Origin of the sequence: Salinisphaera sp. C84B14, assembly GCF_040361435.1 — a bacterium.
In the GTDB taxonomy this organism is placed as follows: Bacteria; Pseudomonadota; Gammaproteobacteria; order Nevskiales; family Salinisphaeraceae; genus Salinisphaera.
The window spans coordinates 178,407-197,347 of the sequence record NZ_APNL01000007.1 but is presented as its reverse complement, the minus strand read 5'-3'; the positions used below and the strand labels follow the sequence as shown (position 1 = coordinate 197,347).

Below are 18,941 nucleotides of genomic sequence, written 5' to 3'. Positions count from 1 at the left end.
TGCTGCTCGTTTCAGCGCGTGGCGCCGGAGGTCACCAGACCGCGGGCCACGCCGATCGACCCCGCTACCACAACGCTGGCCGCGCCTGCGATACACAGCGCCACTGTCGGCGGGCCGGGAATGAAGTCCGAGAACGATGCCAGGAATTGCCCGAGGAAGATCGCGACCGAGAGATAGGACAGGTTGCGGCCGCGCACCTCGGCTGCGCTGCCTTCTACGGTCATGTGATTGACCAGCGGCACCGACAAACCAAAGCCGGTGCCCATGGCGATACAGCACAGCAGCAGCCAGGCGGTGCTGCTCACCCAAGCGAATAGCCCATGCGCGACGGCGAAGAATAGAAAGGCGACGGCCAGCGTGGCGAAGCCGCCCAGCCTGCTCACCACGCGCGGCATGACGAAGGCGGCGCCCACCGCGACCAAAGAAATGAACGACAGGAAATACCCGGTTTGCGGTTCGCTGTAACCCAGGGCATGCAAATGGATGGGCAGCTTGACCACCGCGAAGAAGAATATCGTCATCGCCGCCAGCGCGAGCAGGTAGACGGTTTTGAGCGTGGCCGACAGACGGCGGGCCTGCGCGGTGGGCCGTGGGTTATCGCGGGCCGCGGGTGGGCGTGGCACGCAGCATAGAACCATCCCCAGCATCAGCCAGGCGAACAGGTAGAGCACAAACGGCCAGCGCCAGCCCAGGCTCGCCAGCTGGCCGCCGAGGGCGATGAAGATCACGCCGCCCAGTTCGATGGTCATGCCCTGGCGGGCGATCATGGTGAGCCGGTCCGGGCCGCTGTAGAACGCCGATATCAGCGCCGTGCCCGAGGTCATGACCAGCGCGGTCGCCGCGCCCAGCAACAGCCGGTTGGCGAATACCAGCCACATCCCGTGCAGGGCCACGGCGGCCACACCCAACAGCCCGTAGGCGAACAGCCCGGCACACAGCATGCGATAGGCCCCCAACCGATCGATCAGATGCCCGGCCACGGGCCCGAACAGCACCACGCCCAGCGCCGGCAGGGTGACCAGCCAGCTCGCCGCCGAGGCCACGCCCAGATTCTGCGCGATGCTCGGCAACCCGGGCACCACCACGCAGCCCACCATGATCGTGAGGCAGGCTACGGCAAGCAGGCTGAAGGCCGCGACGGGACCGGGTTTTTGCGCACTCATTTAACCACCTATCGGATACAATGACCGATAGACGGATATGTTAGGCCTGACACGCGGCGCGTCAAGCGGCAGAATCCCCGCATCCGCCTACCGCGCGTATCGTGTGCCCATGACAGAAGTACAGCAGTCCTCGAACGGCCAGGTCATCGCTCGTGCTGCCCAGATCCTGGCCGCTCTGGAAGCGGCCTCGGAGGGTCGTACCGTTTCCGAACTGGCGCGCACCACCGGCTTGCCGCGAACCACCGTGCACCGTCTGGCCAGCGCCTTGCTCGACCAGCAGCTGCTGGTCGAGGGCGAACGCGGGCTTCGGCTCGGCCCGGCGATTGCCCGGCTGGCCACGGCAGCGCATACCGATATGGTGGCCGTGGCACGCCCGCATATCGAAGCCCTCGGCCGGCGCACCCGCGAAACCGTCGACCTGTGTCTGGATCGCGGCACGCATGCCATTTCGGTGGATCAGTACGTCTCCGATCGTGAACTGCGGGTGGTGTCTCAGGTCGGCACCGCGTTTCCCATTCACTGCACCGCCCATGGCAAGGCCCTGCTGGCGGTACAGGACGAGGCCCGGCTGGCGAGCGTGCTCGGCGAGACCTTGCAACCCTGTACGGCGGCCTCGCACACGCGCCTGACCACGTTGCAGGCGGAATTAGGCACGGTCCGGCGCACCGGCATCGCGGTGGATCGCGAAGAACACGCCGACGGGGTCTGTGGCCTGGGGGTGTACATTCGCACCGGGCTGAGCGGTAACTACGCCGTTTCGCTGGCGGTGCCGGCGCTACGCTTCGAGCCGCATTACGACGAGCTGGCCGTGGCACTGCGTAAATGCCGGGCCGAAATCGAGGCGGTCTTTCAGGGCGGCGGCTAAAACACCGCGCCCACACGTTACGCCCAGGCGTCGCCGGCGCCCGGCTAGGCCGTAAAGCCCCCGGCTGTCCTGGATAGTGCCGGGCGAGGGCCGACCAATGCCGCTTCATCTTTTTGATAAGCATTCGTATTTAGCTTATTCTCGGGCACCTGCCGAGTCACCGCGCGGCGTACGCATAGAGCCACGCTGCGGAGAAGGTCATGTTCGAACTCAACGCCGCACGCTTCGAGGTCAATGGACGCTGTCTTCTCGAAGCCACCGATCTGCGTTTCACGCAGGGCTTGGTCTATGGCCTGATCGGGCACAACGGTTCCGGCAAGTCCACGCTGCTCAAGCTGCTGGCCCGCCAGCAGAGCGCCAGCCGTGGCCAGGTGTCCTTGAACGGGCGCGCCGTGGGCGAGTGGGGCGATCGTGAATTTGCCCGCGAAGTGGCCTATCTGCCCCAGCAGCTGCCGGCCGCCACCAGTCTTACCGCACGCGAACTGGTGTCGTTCGGGCGCTACCCCTGGCAGGGTCTGCTCGGACGCATGACCCGCGAAGACAAGCGCGCCGTGGCCCGGGCGATGGAAATCACCCGTATCGAGGGCATGGCCGATCGTATGGTGGACACCCTCTCCGGCGGCGAGCGCCAGCGCGTATGGCTGGCCATGCTGCTGGCCCAGGGCAGCCGTTTTCTGCTGCTCGATGAACCGCTTTCGGCGCTGGATATCGCCCATCAGGTGGATACGCTCGCGCTCATCCGCGAACTGGCCACCACGCTGGGCATTGGCGTGATCATCGTGCTGCACGACGTGAACATGGTCTCGCGCTACTGCGATCAGCTGGTGGCCCTGCGCGGCGGCAAGCTGCTGGCCCAGGGCGCGCCGCGCGAACTCATGTGCGATCAAACGCTCGAGGAAATTTACGGGGTGCGCATGCGCGTGATGGCGCACCCGGCCGACAACCACCCCATCGCCGTCGTCCAGTGAGGCGGCGGGCCGCTGCCGCCCGTGCCGTGCCGGCACGGCGCGCGATCTGCATAGGCTGGCTGCTCGGGCTGGCCTTGTTTTTTTGTGCCGTGCCCGCCTTTGCCCGGGCCGAAGATGCCCCGCGCTTGGCCGTCATCGACTGGGGCCAGGCCCAGACCCTGATCGCCATCGGCGCACCGCCGGTGGCCATGTCGCAGATTCCGGCCTACAACGAATGGGTGGCCGCGCCCGACGTGCCCGAGGGCGTGCGCGATCTGGGCCTGCGGGTCCAGCCGAACATGGAGCTGCTGTCGCAGCTGGATATCGACGTAATCACCATCACCTCCATGTATTCCGGCCTGAGCGAACGGCTGGCCCCCATCGCGCCGGTGAAGACGATCGATATCTACGACGGGCAGGGCGCTGTGTGGGATCGAACCATCGAATCCACCCGCCGCCTGGGCGCGCTGGTGGGGCGCGAGGCGGCCGCCGATGCGCTTGTACGCGACACGCAGGCCCGTATCGAAGCCTGTGCGGCGCAGGTGCCCGAGCAGAGCAAGCCGCTGCTGGTGGTGCAGTTCATGGATGCCCGGCACGTGCGCGTGTATACCCAAAACAGCCTCATCGGCAGCGTGCTCGAGCGCATGGGCATCGCCAACGCCTGGCAGTCCGGCGGCAACTACTGGGGCTTTGCCACGGTGCCGCTTGAACGGCTCGCCTCGATTGATAACGCGCGCATGGTGGTGGTCAAACCGTTGCCCGTTGGCGTGGCCGAAGAGATCGACACCAGCGTGCTCTGGCATCACCTGCCGGCCGTGAACAATGCCCCGGTGCTCTACGTGCCGCCGGTATGGGGCTTCGGCGGGCTGCCCTCGGCCAGTCGCTTTGCCCGTGTTCTGGTAGACGCGCTGGGCGAGGACTGCAGCGCCGGCCGGGCCGAGTCATGACCACGCCCTGGGTCACACCGGCGCGTTTGTGTGCAGGCTTCGCGCTGCTGCTGGCGGTGCTGGCCGCCTGCGTGCTGCACCAGAATTCGGCAGTAGGCATTGCCGCCCTCTGGGCCGACGGCAACGACATCGCCGGCGTGCTGGCCCGCTACAACTGGCTGCCGCGCGTGACCGCCGCACTCGTTGGCGGCGCCGGCCTGGCCCTGGCGGGCGTGCTGTTTCAACAGACCTTACGTAACCCGCTGGCCGCACCCACCACGCTGGGCGTGGTCGGCGGCGTACATCTGGCCTTGCTTCTGGGCACGTTGTTCGCGCCGGCGCTGATGCTGCATGCACGCGGGCTGGTGGGCTTTGCCGGTGGTGCGGGGGCCATGGCATTGGTGTTCGCGCTGGCGTGGCGGCGCAATCTTGCCCCCACGGTGGTGGTGCTCGCCGGGCTGGTGGTCAACCTCTATTTCGGCGCGCTCGCCGTGGTGCTGCTGCTGTTCAACGAAGAAGCGCTGCGCGGCATGATGATCTGGGGCGCCGGCTCGCTGGCCCAGAACAACTGGGACGGCGTGCTCTATCTGCTGCCGCGCCTGGCGATCGCCGGCGTGGCTGCCGTGGCCTTGTCACGCGCGCTCGCGCTGCTCGATCTCGACGACACCAACGCGAAAAATCTGGGGATATCGCTGGCCTGGCTGCGGGCGGCAAGCCTGGGGCTGGGCGTGTTCGCCAGCGCCGTGGTGATCGTCGAGCTGGGCGTTGTCGGCTTCATCGGCCTGGCCGCACCGTCGATCGTGCGTCTGGCCGGCGCGCGCCGGCTGGCCAGCCGGCTTGTCTGGGCGCCGATATTCGGCGGGCTGCTGCTCGCGGTTACCGATCAGGTACTGGAACTGGTCACGCTGCATTCGTCGATGCTCATTCCCACCGGCGCCACCACGGCCGCACTCGGCGCGCCGCTGCTGCTGTGGCTCATTCCGCGGCTCAATCTGGCACGCGAACCGGGCTCGCCGCCGTCGCCCGCGCCGCGCAGCCAGACCCCAGGCCGACTCGTTGCCGTGCTCGCCATCGGGTTGGCCGCAGCTGTCATCGTCGCGCTGTTCGTAGGCCAAGGCGCAGACGGCTGGGACTGGCCGTTCACCCGGCCCTGGGACGAAACCGGCCTGTGGCGTGTGCCCCGTGTGCTCGCCGCCGGCGCGGCCGGGGCGATGCTGGCCGTGGCCGGCACGGTGATCCAGCGTGTGTCCGGCAACGCCATGGCCAGCCCGGAAGTGCTGGGCATCAGTGCCGGCACCGGTCTGGGCGTGCTGGCGGTTGTGCTGCTCATGCCCGGCGCGGGCGTGCCCGTGCTGCTGGCTGCCGGCATGCTCGGCGCGCTCGCATCGCTGGCCGTCCTCGTCGGGCTCAACGCCCGCAGCGACTACGAACCCGAACGCGTACTGCTCACCGGCATCAGCGTGCTGTTTTTGTTCGATGCCGTCTCCAAGATCGTGCTCGCCGGCGGCGACCCGCGCACGCAACAGTTACTCGCGTGGATTTCCGGCACCACCTACTACGTCGAACTGCCGCTGGCCGCGACCGTCGCCGTGCTGGGTCTCGTTCTATTCGCCGTCGTCCGACCGCTACAGGTCTGGCTCGATCTGCTCCCGCTGGGCATGCCCACCGCCCGGTCGCTGGGCGTAAACGTCGGCATCAGCCGCCTGCTGCTGCTCGTACTGGTCGCGCTGCTCACCGCCGGCGCAACGCTGGTGGTCGGCCCGCTGAGCTTCATTGGCCTGCTGGCACCCAACCTCGTGCGCATCATGGGCCTGGCCCGTGCCCGCCACCAACTCGCCGGCGCGGCCGTTCTCGGCGCCCTGGTCATGGTCATGGCCGACTGGGTCGGCCGCATGCTGCTATTCCCCAGCGAAATCCCAGCCGGCATCGTCGCCACGCTCATCGGCGGCAGCTATTTCATGTGGCGGTTGCGGCGGCTTTAGGCAAGATTATTCGCGAATAAGGCCACATATGCGTTTGACTGCACCAGCATCTTCACATAGTCGACCTTGATGCCAACCGTCGTTCCCAGCTTCGCACGTCCCAGCGGGCGCCGTGCAGCGCGTAGATCGTTCCGCCATAAGGCCGCCGGAAATCATCTATGGCCGACTACCAGTTTGAACTGCGTTCTAAAAGCCGCGAGTACGCGCCCGGTTACGGAAAACTGAGCTGAGCCGTCCTCCCGCCATCGACGTTGTAAATCTGCCCGGTAATGAACGCAGCCTCATCAGCAGCGATAAAAGCCACCAGCGCCGCCACTTCTTCAGGGATTCCCGCGCGGCCCACAGGATGGATGCTGGCGATATTCCGCTCGAACGACGCTGGGTCGCCAGCGTTCTTGACAAGATCGGCGTTCAAGTCGGTGTTAATCCATCCGGGCGCCACGGCGTTGCAGCGTATGCCCTCGTGCCCGTGATCCACCGCCACGGCACGCGTCAACCCGTGAAGCCCAGCCTTGGCGGCGCAATAGGCTGCATGGTTGGGATTGGAAGCGAGGCCTTCGAGCGACCCTATGTTCACGATGTTGCCGCCGGTTTCGCGTAGAAACGGCAGCGCTGCGCGGATCAGCAGAAACGGTGCCGTCAGGTTGACGGTGAGGTTGCGCTGCCACGCCTCGGGCGACATATCTTCTATCGATGCTTCCTGCATCATGCCGGCGCTGTTGACGAGCACATCAAGGCGACCCGCCCGGTCGATGACACGAGCCACAACCTGCGCCGGCACTTGCGGATCCGAAAAGTCAGCCGGAATCGAATCGAATTCCTTGTCCGCGCCGCGCTGGGTGGTGAACACAGTAGCGCCTTCGTCACGCAAGCGGCGTGCGATGGCGCGACCGATGCCAGAGCGCCCGCCGGTGACCAGCGCCACCTTGCCTTCGAAGCGATTCATGCAACGACTCCCTCACGATCTTCGTTAATACGCGTTATCCATCTGGCTGACCCGCATTGTAGCGTCGAACCCAAACGGTCTTGTCGGCCAATCTCCGCTCAGGCACCCAGCTGGCGATGTACGTCCGCTGAATCGAAATGCGCACGCTTCGTTCGGATCTTGCCGTCTTCGATCGTCAGCCACATCGCCAGGGAAAAGCGCACACGGTTGCCGGTGGGCTCGATGCCGTTAGCGTTACCGGTATGTAGGCCATCGAACAGCATGTATGCCGCCACTTGATCGCCTTCAGCCAGCAATTGTTGGATGGAAAATTCGAACGGCGAGAAAGAATCGAAGTTCCTCTTCTCCGAGGCAATGAAGCCGTCGACGCCGTGGATAGGTTCATCGACTTGCAGGTAGAACACGAAATCCTCGTGACAACAGCGTGCCGCCGCCTCGTAGTCTTCGCGGGCAATGGCGTTGTAGAAATCGCGAACGATCTGCTTGTTTTGGTCGGTGGACATGATCAAGGCTCCGCAGATTAGAACGAGTAGGCTTCGTCGTCGGCCGGAACCAGTACGCGATCGGTCATATCATGCGCCTGCACGTATTCGCGCAGTTCATTCCGGCTCAGCGCACAATGGTTGACGGCGTCGAGGTGGCTGGCCACGAGTGTCGCCTCCGGCATCGTTTCGTAGACTTTGGTCACATCGGCCGTACCCATGATGATCGACCCTAGCCCGGGCACCTGCGCATCCCCGGCATTGAGTACGATCACGTCCGGGGTGTGCCGCGCGAGATTGTCCTCGACGTGACGGTTCCAGACCGTATCGCCCGCCACATAAAGCGTGCGCGCCTCGTCCGGATGCTTGAACACCACGCCACAGACTTCGCCCAGAATCTCCGGGATCGCCGCGAGCGCTTCGTCACTGCCGTGTTGACCGGGTGTGCGAATGAGCGATACGCCGTTGAACTCGCTATTTTCAGTCAGCACGCGCACGTCCTCGAACCCCTGAGACGCAAGGAGTTCCGCGTCGGCCGCATGCTGGGCGAATACCGGCAAGTCCTTGGGCACATTGGCAATCGCGGCCTCATCCCAATGATCGTCGTGCGTATGGGTCACGATCACGGCGTCTACGTCCAGAATCTCTTCCATCGACGTCTGCAGCGGAATTCGCGGGTTACGCAGATGATCGTTCAGCGTGCCTTCGAAACCCGAATAGACTTCCGTATCGCCAAGGTAGGGGTCGAGCAAGAACTTCACCCCACCGATGTCGATACGCAGAGTGGCGTTACGGATCTGTTTCAGTTTCATGGCTATGACTCCTTTTAAGGACCGATCGGTCCAAATTGAACAAATAAAATATCGACGCGCTCTCTGACTCAATCGAGGATCGCTAACAACTCATCGAGTGCATGATTCAGTCGAGTTTGAGGACTACCCGCCCGGACCAACACCTGGAAACCGGGAAACGCGACAACCATGAGTTGTGCGATATTCCGCGCATCGCGCCGCGTGGCGATACTGCCAGCACGCTGCCCTCGTTCGATTGCTTCGGCCAGTGCGTCCTCGATCCTCTGAAAATCCTCATCAACCCGCGTGGCGATGGCCTCGTCGTGTGGTGCCAGCTCGACCGCCTGATTGATACTCATGCAACCATTGATGAATTCGGGCGCTTTCGCATCCGAGACGATCATGCGAAAGAACGTTGCAATCGACTCCTTTGCGTTGTCGCCTGCCAGCACCCGATCCATGTCACGCAGACGGTCCGCCCGGTAGCTGTCGAAAGCTTCCAGCAGGCACTCGTGCTTGCTGGCGAACGTGTTGTAGAAACTGCTCTTACTCAGGCCCGTCGCCCGCATAAGGTCCGTCATCGAAGTGGCTTCGTAGCCCTGGTGCCAAAAGACTTTGAGCGCTTGCTGGAGCACCTGCTTCCGATCAAATTGTTGCGGTCGAGGCACCGGCGACTGTCCTGCGGTGTGTACTAGCCGCCATTATGGACCATTTAGTCCAGAATGCCAAGTTCTTTTCGTGCGCGTAACGTTCATCGTGAATGAGCGTACGAACTCAAGCGATTGATGGCGCATGTCTCGCCGTCAAGCAACGCGACCGCTCGGGCACGCCGATTTTTGATCCACATGACGTGGTGTCGGCGCCACCCACGCTCGTGAATACGGCGATGGCTATTGAAAAGGCGTTGAGGCGGCGGCTCGTAGCGGCGGGCAAGAGCCGCCCATTGCCATTGTTCCTGCCAGGTTCGCAGATCGAGTTCGAACGTCCACGCCCGTCGATCCTGCTGATGCAGAAACCAGTACGAGGCGGCGATTCCTTTCAGATCGATCAACTGCTCGCAGGCCGCCTTTTTCGTGCCATCCGGCATGGCCTGATCCATCTTGTCGCCGTCGATCCCGCCGTCGATCACTACATGGCTGATATGGATACCGTCGCTCGCATGCTCTTTGGCCAGAGCCGCTGCGAGATTACCCAGCCCACCTTTGGCCGCATTGAAGGCACCGTAACCGGCGCGGCCCCGAAGCGAGGCGCTGGCACCCGTGAAGATCAGCGTGCGCGGTACACTCGAACGCTGTCCGGCCGCGCGCATGCGCCGTACCGTTTCGCGGCCGAACAGAAAACCACCGAGACAGATCGTACGCCAGCTCTGCTCGAAGTACGAAGCGGTCATATCGTGGATACGACCGGGCGTATTGTTGCCCACGTTATAGATGACGCAGGCGATATGGCCGCCGGCAGCTTCGACCGCATCGAACAAGTCGACGACACTCTGTTCGTCGGTGGCATCCGTAACACAGGCCGAAGCCTGCCCGTCTGCTGCTTTGATCGCAGCAACCGTGCGATCCAGTTTGGCCCGGCTACCCAGACATGATGCCCGCCTTCAGCGAAGCGGCGGCAAAGAGTGGCGCCCAAGCCCCGTTCAGGGCCGACGTCGAGTACTATGGTATGGGCTGTATTCGTCGACATCATTTACCTTGCTTTGGGTCGCTCAATAACACTCACCGTATTGGATACGCGACCATCGTGCTCGAAGCGCTCTCAAAACACCGTGTAACCCGACTACCAACGCAGGGATTGTTGCGACACGCGCTGCCACGAGCCGCTGCGGCAAGACAACCGCCCGCAAATGAAGACAGCGAGGGTTGCGCCAGCACGACCAAACCCAGGCCCGGAAGAGGTCAGGGCCAGCCGTGTTCTCGTAGATCAACCGCCTTACAAAGTTCTCTAGCACTCCTGACCAGCCTCCGTATGCCGTCAGCCGAACCTGCCGGCTGACGGCATGTGCATCACAGCATTGGCCGCCGCTATCTAGGCTCGCGAAACGGCAGGTGATGCAAAGCGAAGCTCTTCCGACATAGCGCGCTGCAAGGTGAAGCACATCCCCAGCAGCACAAAGCAGAATGGCAGCCCGGACGCCACCGAAGCGGTCTGGATCGCGCTCAGGGGATTGCCGCCACCGAGTGTGCCCGCTATCAACAGAACCGCGGCGATCACGCCTTCGAGGATGGCCCAGAACAGACGCTGTTGCCAGATCGGATGCGGATCGCCGCCGTTCGTGAGGATATCGACCACCAATGAGCCGGAATCCGACGAGGTTGCGAAGAACAGTGTGACCACGACGATCTGCAGCATCGCGGCGATGCCGGCGATCGTGCCGGCTACCGGCAAGGCCTCCAGTACCACGAAGATCATATGCGAGGCATCCGCGTCGAGCAGTGCCTGGTTGCCGCCGCCCTCGAGCAGACTGTACAGGGCCGTTCGGCCGAAGATCACGAACCAGATGATCGACGCACCACTGGGCACCAGCAGCGTGCCGAGAATGAACTGCCGGATCGTGTACCCGTGCGATATACGCGCGATAAACATGCCCACAAACGGCGACCAGGAAATGAACCAGCCCCAGTTGAACAACGTCCAGGCGGTCTGGAACGCCTCGCCCTGCTCGTCGGTAAACAGCCGCAGGCTCGTGAGCGGCAGATTCTGGATGTAGTAACCGAGGTCGTTGCCCAGATAGCTGAGGATATAGAGTGTCGGGCCAGCGATGAATACAAACAGTGCCAATACGCCGGCCAGTGCGGCATTGAATAGCGACAGGCGTCGTATACCCGCACTGATGCCCATCATCACGCTGGCGATCGCGACCAGTTCGACCACGAAAATGATCGCCAGCTGTGTGCCGAGCCCGCTGCTGACCGGCAAGAGGCTGCTGAGCCCGGCTGCGATCTGGCTCGCGCCCAGACCGATCGACGTCGCCAAGCCGAACAAGGTACCGAAAACCGCCAGTATGTCGATGGTATGGCCGATCGGGCCGTTGATCCGGTCACCGATCAATGGGTAAAACGCCGAGGCCGGCTTGAGCGGCAAGCCGCGGCGATACGAGAAATACCCGAGCGCCAAGCCCAACACGATATAAGCGCCCCACGGATGCAACCCCCAGTGATAGAAGGTGTAGTTCATGCCGGTCTTGGCCGCCTCTACGGTTTCGGGTTCGCCGAAAGGCGGATTCTGATAGAGCATGACCGGCTCGGCCACGCCGTAGTACACGAGCCCGACGCCCATGCCACAGGTGAACATCATCGACAGCCATGAGAACGTACCGAACTCGGGCCTCGAATCGTCCGGGCCCAGGCGCAGATTGCCGGCGCGGCTGAACGCGACGCCAAGCACGAACACCAGAAAAGCGGCCATGCTGAATACATAGAGCCAATCGAAATAGGTCGTGATGAAGTCGTTGACTTCATTGGCGACCCCGGCAAACGGTGCCGGCGCAAGCGAAGCCCAAGCGACCATGACGAGCATGATGCCGCCGGATATCAGAAATACCGGCGGATTTGTATGGGTTTGGATATAAGTTTTAAGTCGGGACAAAACGATGATCCTGTTGATATTGAAGCCGTGACGATCGGCTCAGTCGGTCGGTTGAGAGGCATTCGCCCGGTGGCGGCGCTTGTGACGCAATGCTTCATTCGCATCCATTTCCTTGGGCAGCCGCAACGCCCACTGCAGCTCGGCTCGACCGAAGCCGAAGCCGGCCAGCACATGGTCATCGCGAGACAGCAGCGCCCGCAGCCAGCGACGGTTGTGCCAGGCGAGCAGCCGTACACGGATATGCTGGATCAGATCCAGCGACGGCATGGCGGGCGCGTAGATATAGGGTTTTTGCGCGGGCTGACGATCGCGCGGGTAACGCGCATCGCCACCCGCTAGATCGAGATCAGCTAGAACGCGCTCACGTGTGCGACGTGCCTGTGCTCTCTCGGTGCGCTGTGTCGCTGCCGGCTTATCGTGTGGCTTGTTGCATCTATCCATGACGCGGTCCGAACGTATCGATCGAGGCGCGCAATATGGACTTGCCAAATCAATCTGTGAAACGCTTATTATTGATTCATCTATCAAATTATCTGATACGTCATGCGCGCCCCTGTTCTCGATCTGAAGGCACTACAAAGCTTCGTAGCTATCGTCGAGAGCGGCAGCTTTACAGCCGCCGCAAAGCAGATGAACTATTCGCAATCCGCGATCAGCATGCAGCTACAGCGTCTGGAAGAATCGCTCGACGTCGCGCTACTGGCACGCACGTCGCGACAGCTCAAACCGACGCGGGCCGGGCGCGAAGCATTGGGATACGCACGTGAAATGCTTCGACTGAATGCGGAGCTCAGAGAGCGGCTGTCCGATAGCGAAATCGCCGGTAAGGTCCGGCTTGGATTACCCGCGGATTTTGCGCTCTACCTGCCGGAGACGCTGGCATTGTTTGCCGAGCGATACCCTCAGGTCGAGATGGAGGTGCGATCCGAACTGAGCGTGACCCTGGTCAAGCAGGTGACGGCTTGCGAGATCGACATGGCGATCGTTACTCGTGAATCGAGCGCACGGGGCGGCAAGCAGTTACGCCGCGAGCCGCTGGTCTGGGTCGCAGCGCCGGGGTCGGGCGCGTATCTAAGGCGCCCGTTACCTCTGGCGGTATGGCCCCAGGGTAGCTGTGCTTTTCGGTCGGCCGCAACGGCAGCGCTCGACCGCGCGGGGATAGCGTGGCGCTCGGCCTACGAAAACCAGGCATTCGGCGCGCTGCGCGCGACCGTCATAGCGGGCTTGGCTGTCACCGTGGCCATACCCAGCATGGTCGACTCGGAACTTCGGATTCTTCAGCCAGAAGAGGTTGGTTTGCCGGAGTTGCCGACCATCGATATCCGACTCTATCGAAGCACCGGCCGCGCGACACTTGCCGCCTCGTCGCTCGCTGATCTTATCGTCGAACGAGTTCAAAACATCGGCAGTTACCTTAGGGATATGCCCGCTCTTGGCCGTTAGCGGCCCAAAGCGGACGTAGTCATCGTGAACTTGCAGGGCGCGCTTCCCTTGTCTTCGTCGACGGCTGGTGAGCAGTGCCTATAACCCGTTGATAAAATAACAGAAATAGCGAGGCGCTTTCAGCTTCTGCTTAAAGAACGCGTCGCCTTTTCGTCTCCTCTCAGCAAGCTAGAAGCTATTTTAAAAGTGCACACGCCGCCCGATAAGAGCAGTGCCAAGATCATCCGTTTGCACAAAGTGCGGCAGGCTCAAGCTTGCCAGGCTATCTTGCAAGCACGCGAAGAAGGTTTAAGGCACGAGCGAAACGGTGGCTTGCTCGTCGAACACAAAGGAAGGAATTACCCACCCAGCTCGATGCTACGAAGCGTTATTGCTCGAACGCCCGGAGGGATAAAAGCGGTTGAGGACAATGGCCTTATGATAAACGGCCGCGCCATATGTTAGCGGGTAAAAAAGTGCGAAGTCCCGCCGAGTTGATCCTGCTTGCTTTGATACTCGTGACCATAGGCGGGTGCGCTCAATCAGGTACGGAAGAAAACGACAACACGGTACAAAAGCTCCGGACAAAGTTGAATGATCGATATAGTGAGATTGAGCAACTCTCAAACTATTGTGTCGATTTGCCGGAGCTTTCGAGGATGGAAAGCGATGGGGACTACACCCTTATAAGCTCGGGCATGCAGTTGCGGAGTAATGTCGCGGCATCGATAACTCGTTTGATGAACGAGCTCGATGTCTCGATCCTGCGATGTTCAAAGACGACTAACGACGGTAAAAAGTTATCTGCGTCGCAAATCTACAATGAAGCTACCGGTTTCGTTTTCGCTGGCACAGCGAATGGATTCACGAGGGTGTACGGCGCCCCCCGGAAGTACATTCTTCGACGAAGAAACTGGGCAAGGAACATTTATGGCAGATCGCAGCTGTGCCAAAGATTGTTGGTACCTTTTTACGTTCCACTAACAAGAGTAGTGTTCGTTACCGTGTTGACGATACTTTGCCATCAATTAGCACGATGATTTGTCGTCGCATCAGGCTTGCGAATCGACAGTTACAAAGGCTGCTTCTGGCCGAAAGCAGACTTGAACTAACTCCCCCGGTTCTCGGTGCCGAGCTGCTCTCCATCAGCTTGGCGCAATCCGCGCCACCGCATCCTGACTGGCCGCATCTCGCGCCGCGCCGGTCAGTTCCGTCAACTGACCGCCGCGCATTTCCAGCAGGCGGTCAGCATGTTCGAAGTAGTGGTCATCGTGGCTGATGGCGAACACGGTATGGCCACGGGCGGCGAAGGCGGGGAGCAGTTCGCGGTAAAACACGCGCCGGAAGGTGGGGTCCTGGTCGGCGGCCCATTCGTCGAGCAACAGGATGTCGCGGGATTCGGCCAGGGCCAGCATGAGGGCCACGCGTTTGCGTTGGCCCTGGGAGAGCTGCGTGTCGAGGATGCGTTCGCCTTCGAGGGCGAGTTTGTTGGTGAGCCCCAGGCGTTCGCGCCAGTCCTGGATGAAGGCGTCGTCCACGGGGGCGCCGTCGCTGGTGAGCAGTTGTTCGAACAGGTGGAAGTCGGTGAATACGGCGGCGAACAGGTGCTGTAGCGATGCGCGCCGGTTGGCATCGATGACGTGACCATCGACAAGAATCTGGCCGGATTTGGGTGCGTAGAGGCCGGTGATCAGGCGGGCGAGGGTGGTCTTGCCGCTGCCGTTGCCGCCGATCAGGAATACCAGTTCTCCGCGGCGCAGGGTGAGGTCGATGGGGCCGATGGCAAAGCCGCTGGGCGTATCGGCTTCGGCCTCGTCGCCGTCGTAGGCGAAGCAGACCTGGCGTAGTTCGATGGTCTGCCAGTCGGCGCTGATGGGCGCGGGTTGGTCGAAGCCGTGGGCGTGTTCGGCCAGGGCCAGCGTGCGCAGCTTGTCGAAGGCGACCTGGGCGGCGATGAGCGTGGGCAGGGCGCCGATGGCACCGATGAGTGGCGTGCGTACGAACAGCAGGGTGAGCGCATAGGTGGCGGCCACGGCCGGCGTCGCCCAGCCCAGGCCGTTGGCGAGGAAGAACACCAGCCCGATCGCGCCCAGCATCATGATGTTGGTGCAGTTGTTGGCCGACAGATGGAAGGTGTCGGCGCGAATGATGTGGCGCTGGTAGCGACGGGCGTTGTCGGTATAGGTTTCGTCGAACAGCCGGCGTGCGCGGGCACGGTTGAGGCGTAGTTCCTTGCGCCCGTGGATGACGTTTTCGTAGTCGCGATAGAGCGCGTCTTCGGCCTCGCGCACGAGCGCGATATGGTGATAAACGCGCCGTACCAGCCAGGCGCCGAAGCCCATGGTGGCGCCGATCCAGACCGCGGTAATCGCGAGAATGGGCAGCGACAGCCAGCCTAAATAAAGCACGCTGGCTACGGTGAGAATGCTGCCCTGCACCAGCTCCGGTAGGCGTACGAAGGCGATGGTGACGTTGCGTATGTCCGACGACAGGGCGGCGAGCAGGCGCGCGCTGCCCAGGCGTTCGATACGTTCGATATCGGTATCCAGTATCTGCTTGACCAGGCGCGAGCGCAGATCGAACACGAAGCGATGGCCGAGCGTGGTCAGGCCCAGCTGGGAGGCCAGCGAAATCGCCAGCAGCAGGACGATGAGGCCGAAGAACTGGGGCAGGGCCGCCAGCGCGCCGCTGCCGGTTTCGATCAGCCGCGAATTGATGAAGGCAATCACGCCGATGCCCAGCCCCGCGCTGGCCATGCTGCCGACGAGCACGGCAATGAAGGCAGCGCGATAGTCGCGCCAGATCAGGCGAAGCAGTTCCATTCGGGCGTTATCCGGTAGCGCGGTCGGGTTCGGCGCGGTGCATGGCGCGCGGGCAGTTGGAGCACAGATCCCAGCGCGAATCGAGATCGCGCATGCAGCACAGCCGGCGACACTGTTCCACGGGTTCGCCGTTGCCGTCGAGGGTCCCGGGCGGGCAGCGTTTGTGGATGCGGTTAAACGGGTTGAAGCCGCCTTCGGGGCGTTGCCGGCAGGTCATGAGCGCACGCACGGCAGCCAGGCGTTCGGGCGGAATGCGCTGCTGGCGTTCCAGCTCGCCCAGTGCCCAGTCGAAGTAAACGCCGGCATTGCTCCAGAACACCCGCGTGGAGAGCCGGCAATGCTGGGACAGCGTGGCGATGACCGGGGCAAAGGCATCATCCACGAGCGCGCTGAAATCGTGCCCCGGGCGGTCGCTCACGGGCGCACTGCCGGTCGCGAACAGAAACTGGGCCGCGGTCCCGTCGTCGTCGCAGACGACACGCATGCTGTTCAGGTCGAAATCCAGCGCGCGGTCGCTGGCCAGCTGCGCGACCAGGGTGGCGATGCCCAGCCGGGCAAAAAAGTATTTTGACCACTGCGATGCGCGGGCACGCGGCTCCGTGCATTCGTGGCGTTCGCCAAAATGCGTCAGCAGCGGATCGAGCCGGGCCGGATCGGTCAGGGCGACGGCCTCGATCGTAGCCGCCGACGGCGCTGCCTCGGCGCGCAGGAGCACGTCCGAAAACGAGGCGAGATCATCATGAAAATGGTCAGCGAACATCGCAGCCGGGCCGGTGGCTAGAGGTCTTGTGCGCCGCGCTCGCGCCAGACGATAGGAATGATTATCAATACGTTAACGCGGGCGGGCTACCCCTTGCCAGTTTATGCGGTAAGCCAGGCCAGGCTAATCTGACATTGCGCCTTGTCAGAAAGAGCGGAAATTGATATTTTTGAAGTCCGCCAGACCGCTGGCACCCACTTGCACCGCCACGGAGCGCCCCATGGCCGTTACCGAACTCGTGTCCCGCTTCAATCCGCTCACCTCCCATCCGAAGATCGATACCGATATGCATATCGCGATCATCGGCGCCGGGTTTTCCGGTCTGGGCATGGCCATCCGGCTCAAGGAAGCCGGTGTGGACAGCTTCACCATTCTGGAGCGCGGCAGCGAGGTGGGCGGCACCTGGCGCGACAACCACTATCCGGGCGCGGCCTGCGACGTGCATTCGCATCTGTACTCGTTTTCTTTCGAGCAGAGCGCGACCTGGTCGCGCAGCTTCGGCCAGCAGCCGGAGATCTTCGACTACATCAAGCGCTGTACGGACAAGTACAAGCTGCGCCAGCACGTGCGCTTCAACACCACCATCGTGGGCGCCGATTTCGACGAAGACACCGGCATCTGGAACGTGCACACGGCCGACGGCGAAACGCTGACCGCCAACGTCGTGGTGTCCGCCGTCGGCGCGCTGGCCGACCCGGCCTGGCCGCGGATCGAGGGCCTGGACAGCTTCACCGGCAAGCTCATGCATACCGCCCAGTGGGACGACGACTACGACCTGGCCGGCAAGCGCGTGGCCGTGATTGGCTCCGGCGCGAGCGCGATTCAGGTGGTGCCGGAAGTGGCCAAGCAGGCCGAGCAGCTCACCGTGTTTCAGCGCACGCCCAGCTGGATCATGCCCAAGCCGGATCGGCCCATCAGCGCCGAGAAGCAGGCCGAATACCAGGAATCGCCGTCCAAGCTGCATCGCCGGCGCGCCAAGATCTACTGGATCAACGAACTGTTCGCGCCTTTCGTCATCTCCGACTTCGGCCCGTTCAAGCGCGTGGCCGAGAACATGGCCAAGGGCCATATCAAGAAACAGGTCAAAGACCCGGCCATGCGCAAGCAGGTCACGCCGGACTACAAGATCGGCTGCAAGCGCATCCTGATTTCCAACGACTGGTACCCGGCCCTGCAGCGCGACAACGTGGAGCTGATTTCCGACGGCCCGGCGAAGATCACCGAAAACGGGATCGTCACGAAGGACGGGCGCACCATCGAGGTGGATGCCATCGTCTGTGCCACCGGCTTCAAGGTGCCCAGCAAGGCCGCGCCGTTCCCCACCAAGGGCCGCCAGGGCGTCGACCTCAACACCGCCTGGGACGATGGCGCGGAAGCCTACAAGGGCGTGACCGTGTCCGGCTTTCCCAACCTGTTCTTCCTGATGGGCCCGAACACCGGCCCCAGCCACACCTCGGTGCTGGCCTTCACCGAACAGCAGATGGACTACATCCTGCAGGCCATCGCCCATATGGCGAAAAAGAAGCTGCGCTTCATCGACGTGAAGCAGTCGGTACAGGACAAGTTCAACCGCGGCATCCAGTGGCGCATGAAATACACCTCCTGGACCTCGGGCTGCAATAGCTGGTATCTGACCGATTCCGGCAAGAACACCACGCTCTATCCCGGCTTCAACTGGGAGTACAAGCTGCGGCTGATGCGCTTCAAGCCGAGTGAATACGAAGAGGTGAAGCAGAGCGCATCGAAGACGGCGCGGTCGCGCAAGAAAGCGGCCTGACGGCAGGCTTTCACTGATCGAATCGCCCCCGAGCGTTGCCACAGCGCTCGGGGTTTTTTATGAGCACTGTCGGGTACACCGGATCTGGAACGATGCCGCGCTGGCCACGTAGGTTGGCGTAGGCCATAGGCCATAGGCCGTAAGCCAACGGGCAATAGCCGCCGTTGCCGATACGGAGCACGCGGGTTGAATCAACACCGCCGGCTGCGTTCGGTGTTGGATTACGCTGCGCTAATCCAACCTACGTGTCGGAAGAGCCGGCCGAGTGAGTGCCGAAAGCCTCGTCGTTTGAGGCCTTCGCTTTCTGAATGAACTGCCGGGGCGAGTTTCGACTTAGGATTTCGCGCTGATGCGCGAGCCACTTCTCTTTGTTTGCCCAAAGAGAAGTAGCCAAGAGAAAGGGCACCCTGTCTTGCGCTGATGCTGCGCGTCGGTTCCCTGCGCGGCTGCGGCGTCAAGCGGGCCAGCCG

16 protein-coding genes are annotated in these 18,941 nt (G+C 62.6%); 6 read left to right on the top strand and 10 right to left on the bottom strand.

The genetic code is table 11. The annotated features are described in order from the left end of the window. Positions 1-11 precede the first annotated feature (11 nt). Positions 12-1,163, bottom strand: coding sequence for an MFS transporter (locus C84B14_RS08300; protein ID WP_353223256.1), 1,152 nt, complete (start codon positions 1,161-1,163; stop codon positions 12-14). 109 nt (positions 1,164-1,272) lie between these two features. Here C84B14_RS08300 and C84B14_RS08295 point away from each other — a divergent pair, with 109 nt between their 5' ends. From C84B14_RS08295 to fhuB, 4 genes are all read left to right on the top strand, one after another. After that, positions 1,273-2,028, top strand: coding sequence for an IclR family transcriptional regulator (locus C84B14_RS08295; RefSeq protein ID WP_348765164.1), 756 nt, complete (start codon positions 1,273-1,275; stop codon positions 2,026-2,028). Between the two features lie 200 nt (positions 2,029-2,228). Further along, positions 2,229-2,996: an ATP-binding cassette domain-containing protein gene (locus tag C84B14_RS08290; RefSeq protein WP_348765163.1), complete on the top strand. Its 768-nt coding sequence runs from the start codon at positions 2,229-2,231 to the stop codon at positions 2,994-2,996. Between the two features lie 26 nt (positions 2,997-3,022). Continuing rightward, positions 3,023-3,922, top strand: coding sequence for an iron-siderophore ABC transporter substrate-binding protein (locus C84B14_RS08285; protein WP_353223253.1), 900 nt, complete (start codon positions 3,023-3,025; stop codon positions 3,920-3,922). Next, on the top strand, positions 3,919-5,883 hold the full coding sequence (gene fhuB / locus C84B14_RS08280; protein ID WP_353223251.1) for a Fe(3+)-hydroxamate ABC transporter permease FhuB: 1,965 nt from the start codon (positions 3,919-3,921) through the stop codon (positions 5,881-5,883). Before C84B14_RS08285 ends, fhuB begins: the two co-directional genes overlap by 4 nt. A gap of 211 nt (positions 5,884-6,094) precedes the next feature. Here fhuB and C84B14_RS08275 read toward each other — a convergent pair whose 3' ends face one another. The 7 genes from C84B14_RS08275 to C84B14_RS08245 form a co-directional block, all read right to left on the bottom strand. Further along, positions 6,095-6,829 carry an SDR family NAD(P)-dependent oxidoreductase gene (locus C84B14_RS08275; RefSeq protein WP_348765160.1) on the bottom strand — a complete coding sequence of 245 codons (735 nt, stop codon included), beginning with the start codon at positions 6,827-6,829 and terminating at the stop codon, positions 6,095-6,097. Positions 6,830-6,927: 98 nt separating this feature from the next. After that, positions 6,928-7,332 (bottom strand): ester cyclase, encoded by a 405-nt coding sequence (locus C84B14_RS08270; protein ID WP_353223291.1) that lies wholly within the window; start codon positions 7,330-7,332, stop codon positions 6,928-6,930. Positions 7,333-7,349: 17 nt separating this feature from the next. Then, entirely contained in the window at positions 7,350-8,123 is a 774-nt protein-coding gene (locus C84B14_RS08265; protein WP_353223249.1) for an MBL fold metallo-hydrolase, read from the bottom strand. A 68-nt stretch (positions 8,124-8,191) separates the two neighbouring features. Then, on the bottom strand, positions 8,192-8,770 hold the full coding sequence (locus C84B14_RS08260; RefSeq protein WP_353223247.1) for a TetR/AcrR family transcriptional regulator: 579 nt from the start codon (positions 8,768-8,770) through the stop codon (positions 8,192-8,194). 83 nt (positions 8,771-8,853) lie between these two features. Further along, positions 8,854-9,648, bottom strand: coding sequence for an SDR family oxidoreductase (locus C84B14_RS08255; protein ID WP_348765197.1), 795 nt, complete (start codon positions 9,646-9,648; stop codon positions 8,854-8,856). Between the two features lie 482 nt (positions 9,649-10,130). After that, positions 10,131-11,690: a BCCT family transporter gene (locus C84B14_RS08250; RefSeq protein WP_353223246.1), complete on the bottom strand. Its 1,560-nt coding sequence runs from the start codon at positions 11,688-11,690 to the stop codon at positions 10,131-10,133. A 39-nt stretch (positions 11,691-11,729) separates the two neighbouring features. Then, positions 11,730-12,131 carry a hypothetical protein gene (locus C84B14_RS08245; RefSeq protein ID WP_348765155.1) on the bottom strand — a complete coding sequence of 134 codons (402 nt, stop codon included), beginning with the start codon at positions 12,129-12,131 and terminating at the stop codon, positions 11,730-11,732. A 102-nt stretch (positions 12,132-12,233) separates the two neighbouring features. On the opposite strand from C84B14_RS08245, the gene C84B14_RS08240 reads away from it, so the two are divergent. After that, positions 12,234-13,133, top strand: coding sequence for a LysR substrate-binding domain-containing protein (locus tag C84B14_RS08240; protein WP_353223244.1), 900 nt, complete (start codon positions 12,234-12,236; stop codon positions 13,131-13,133). Between the two features lie 1,124 nt (positions 13,134-14,257). Here C84B14_RS08240 and C84B14_RS08235 read toward each other — a convergent pair. After that, positions 14,258-15,934: a multidrug ABC transporter permease/ATP-binding protein gene (locus C84B14_RS08235; protein ID WP_353223242.1), complete on the bottom strand. Its 1,677-nt coding sequence runs from the start codon at positions 15,932-15,934 to the stop codon at positions 14,258-14,260. Positions 15,935-15,941: 7 nt separating this feature from the next. Continuing rightward, positions 15,942-16,694 (bottom strand): siderophore-iron reductase FhuF, encoded by a 753-nt coding sequence (gene fhuF, locus C84B14_RS08230; RefSeq protein WP_353223240.1) that lies wholly within the window; start codon positions 16,692-16,694, stop codon positions 15,942-15,944. A gap of 220 nt (positions 16,695-16,914) precedes the next feature. Here fhuF and C84B14_RS08225 point away from each other — a divergent pair, with 220 nt between their 5' ends. Continuing rightward, on the top strand, positions 16,915-18,471 hold the full coding sequence (locus tag C84B14_RS08225) for a flavin-containing monooxygenase (protein WP_353223238.1): 1,557 nt from the start codon (positions 16,915-16,917) through the stop codon (positions 18,469-18,471). Positions 18,472-18,941: the final 470 nt, after the last annotated feature.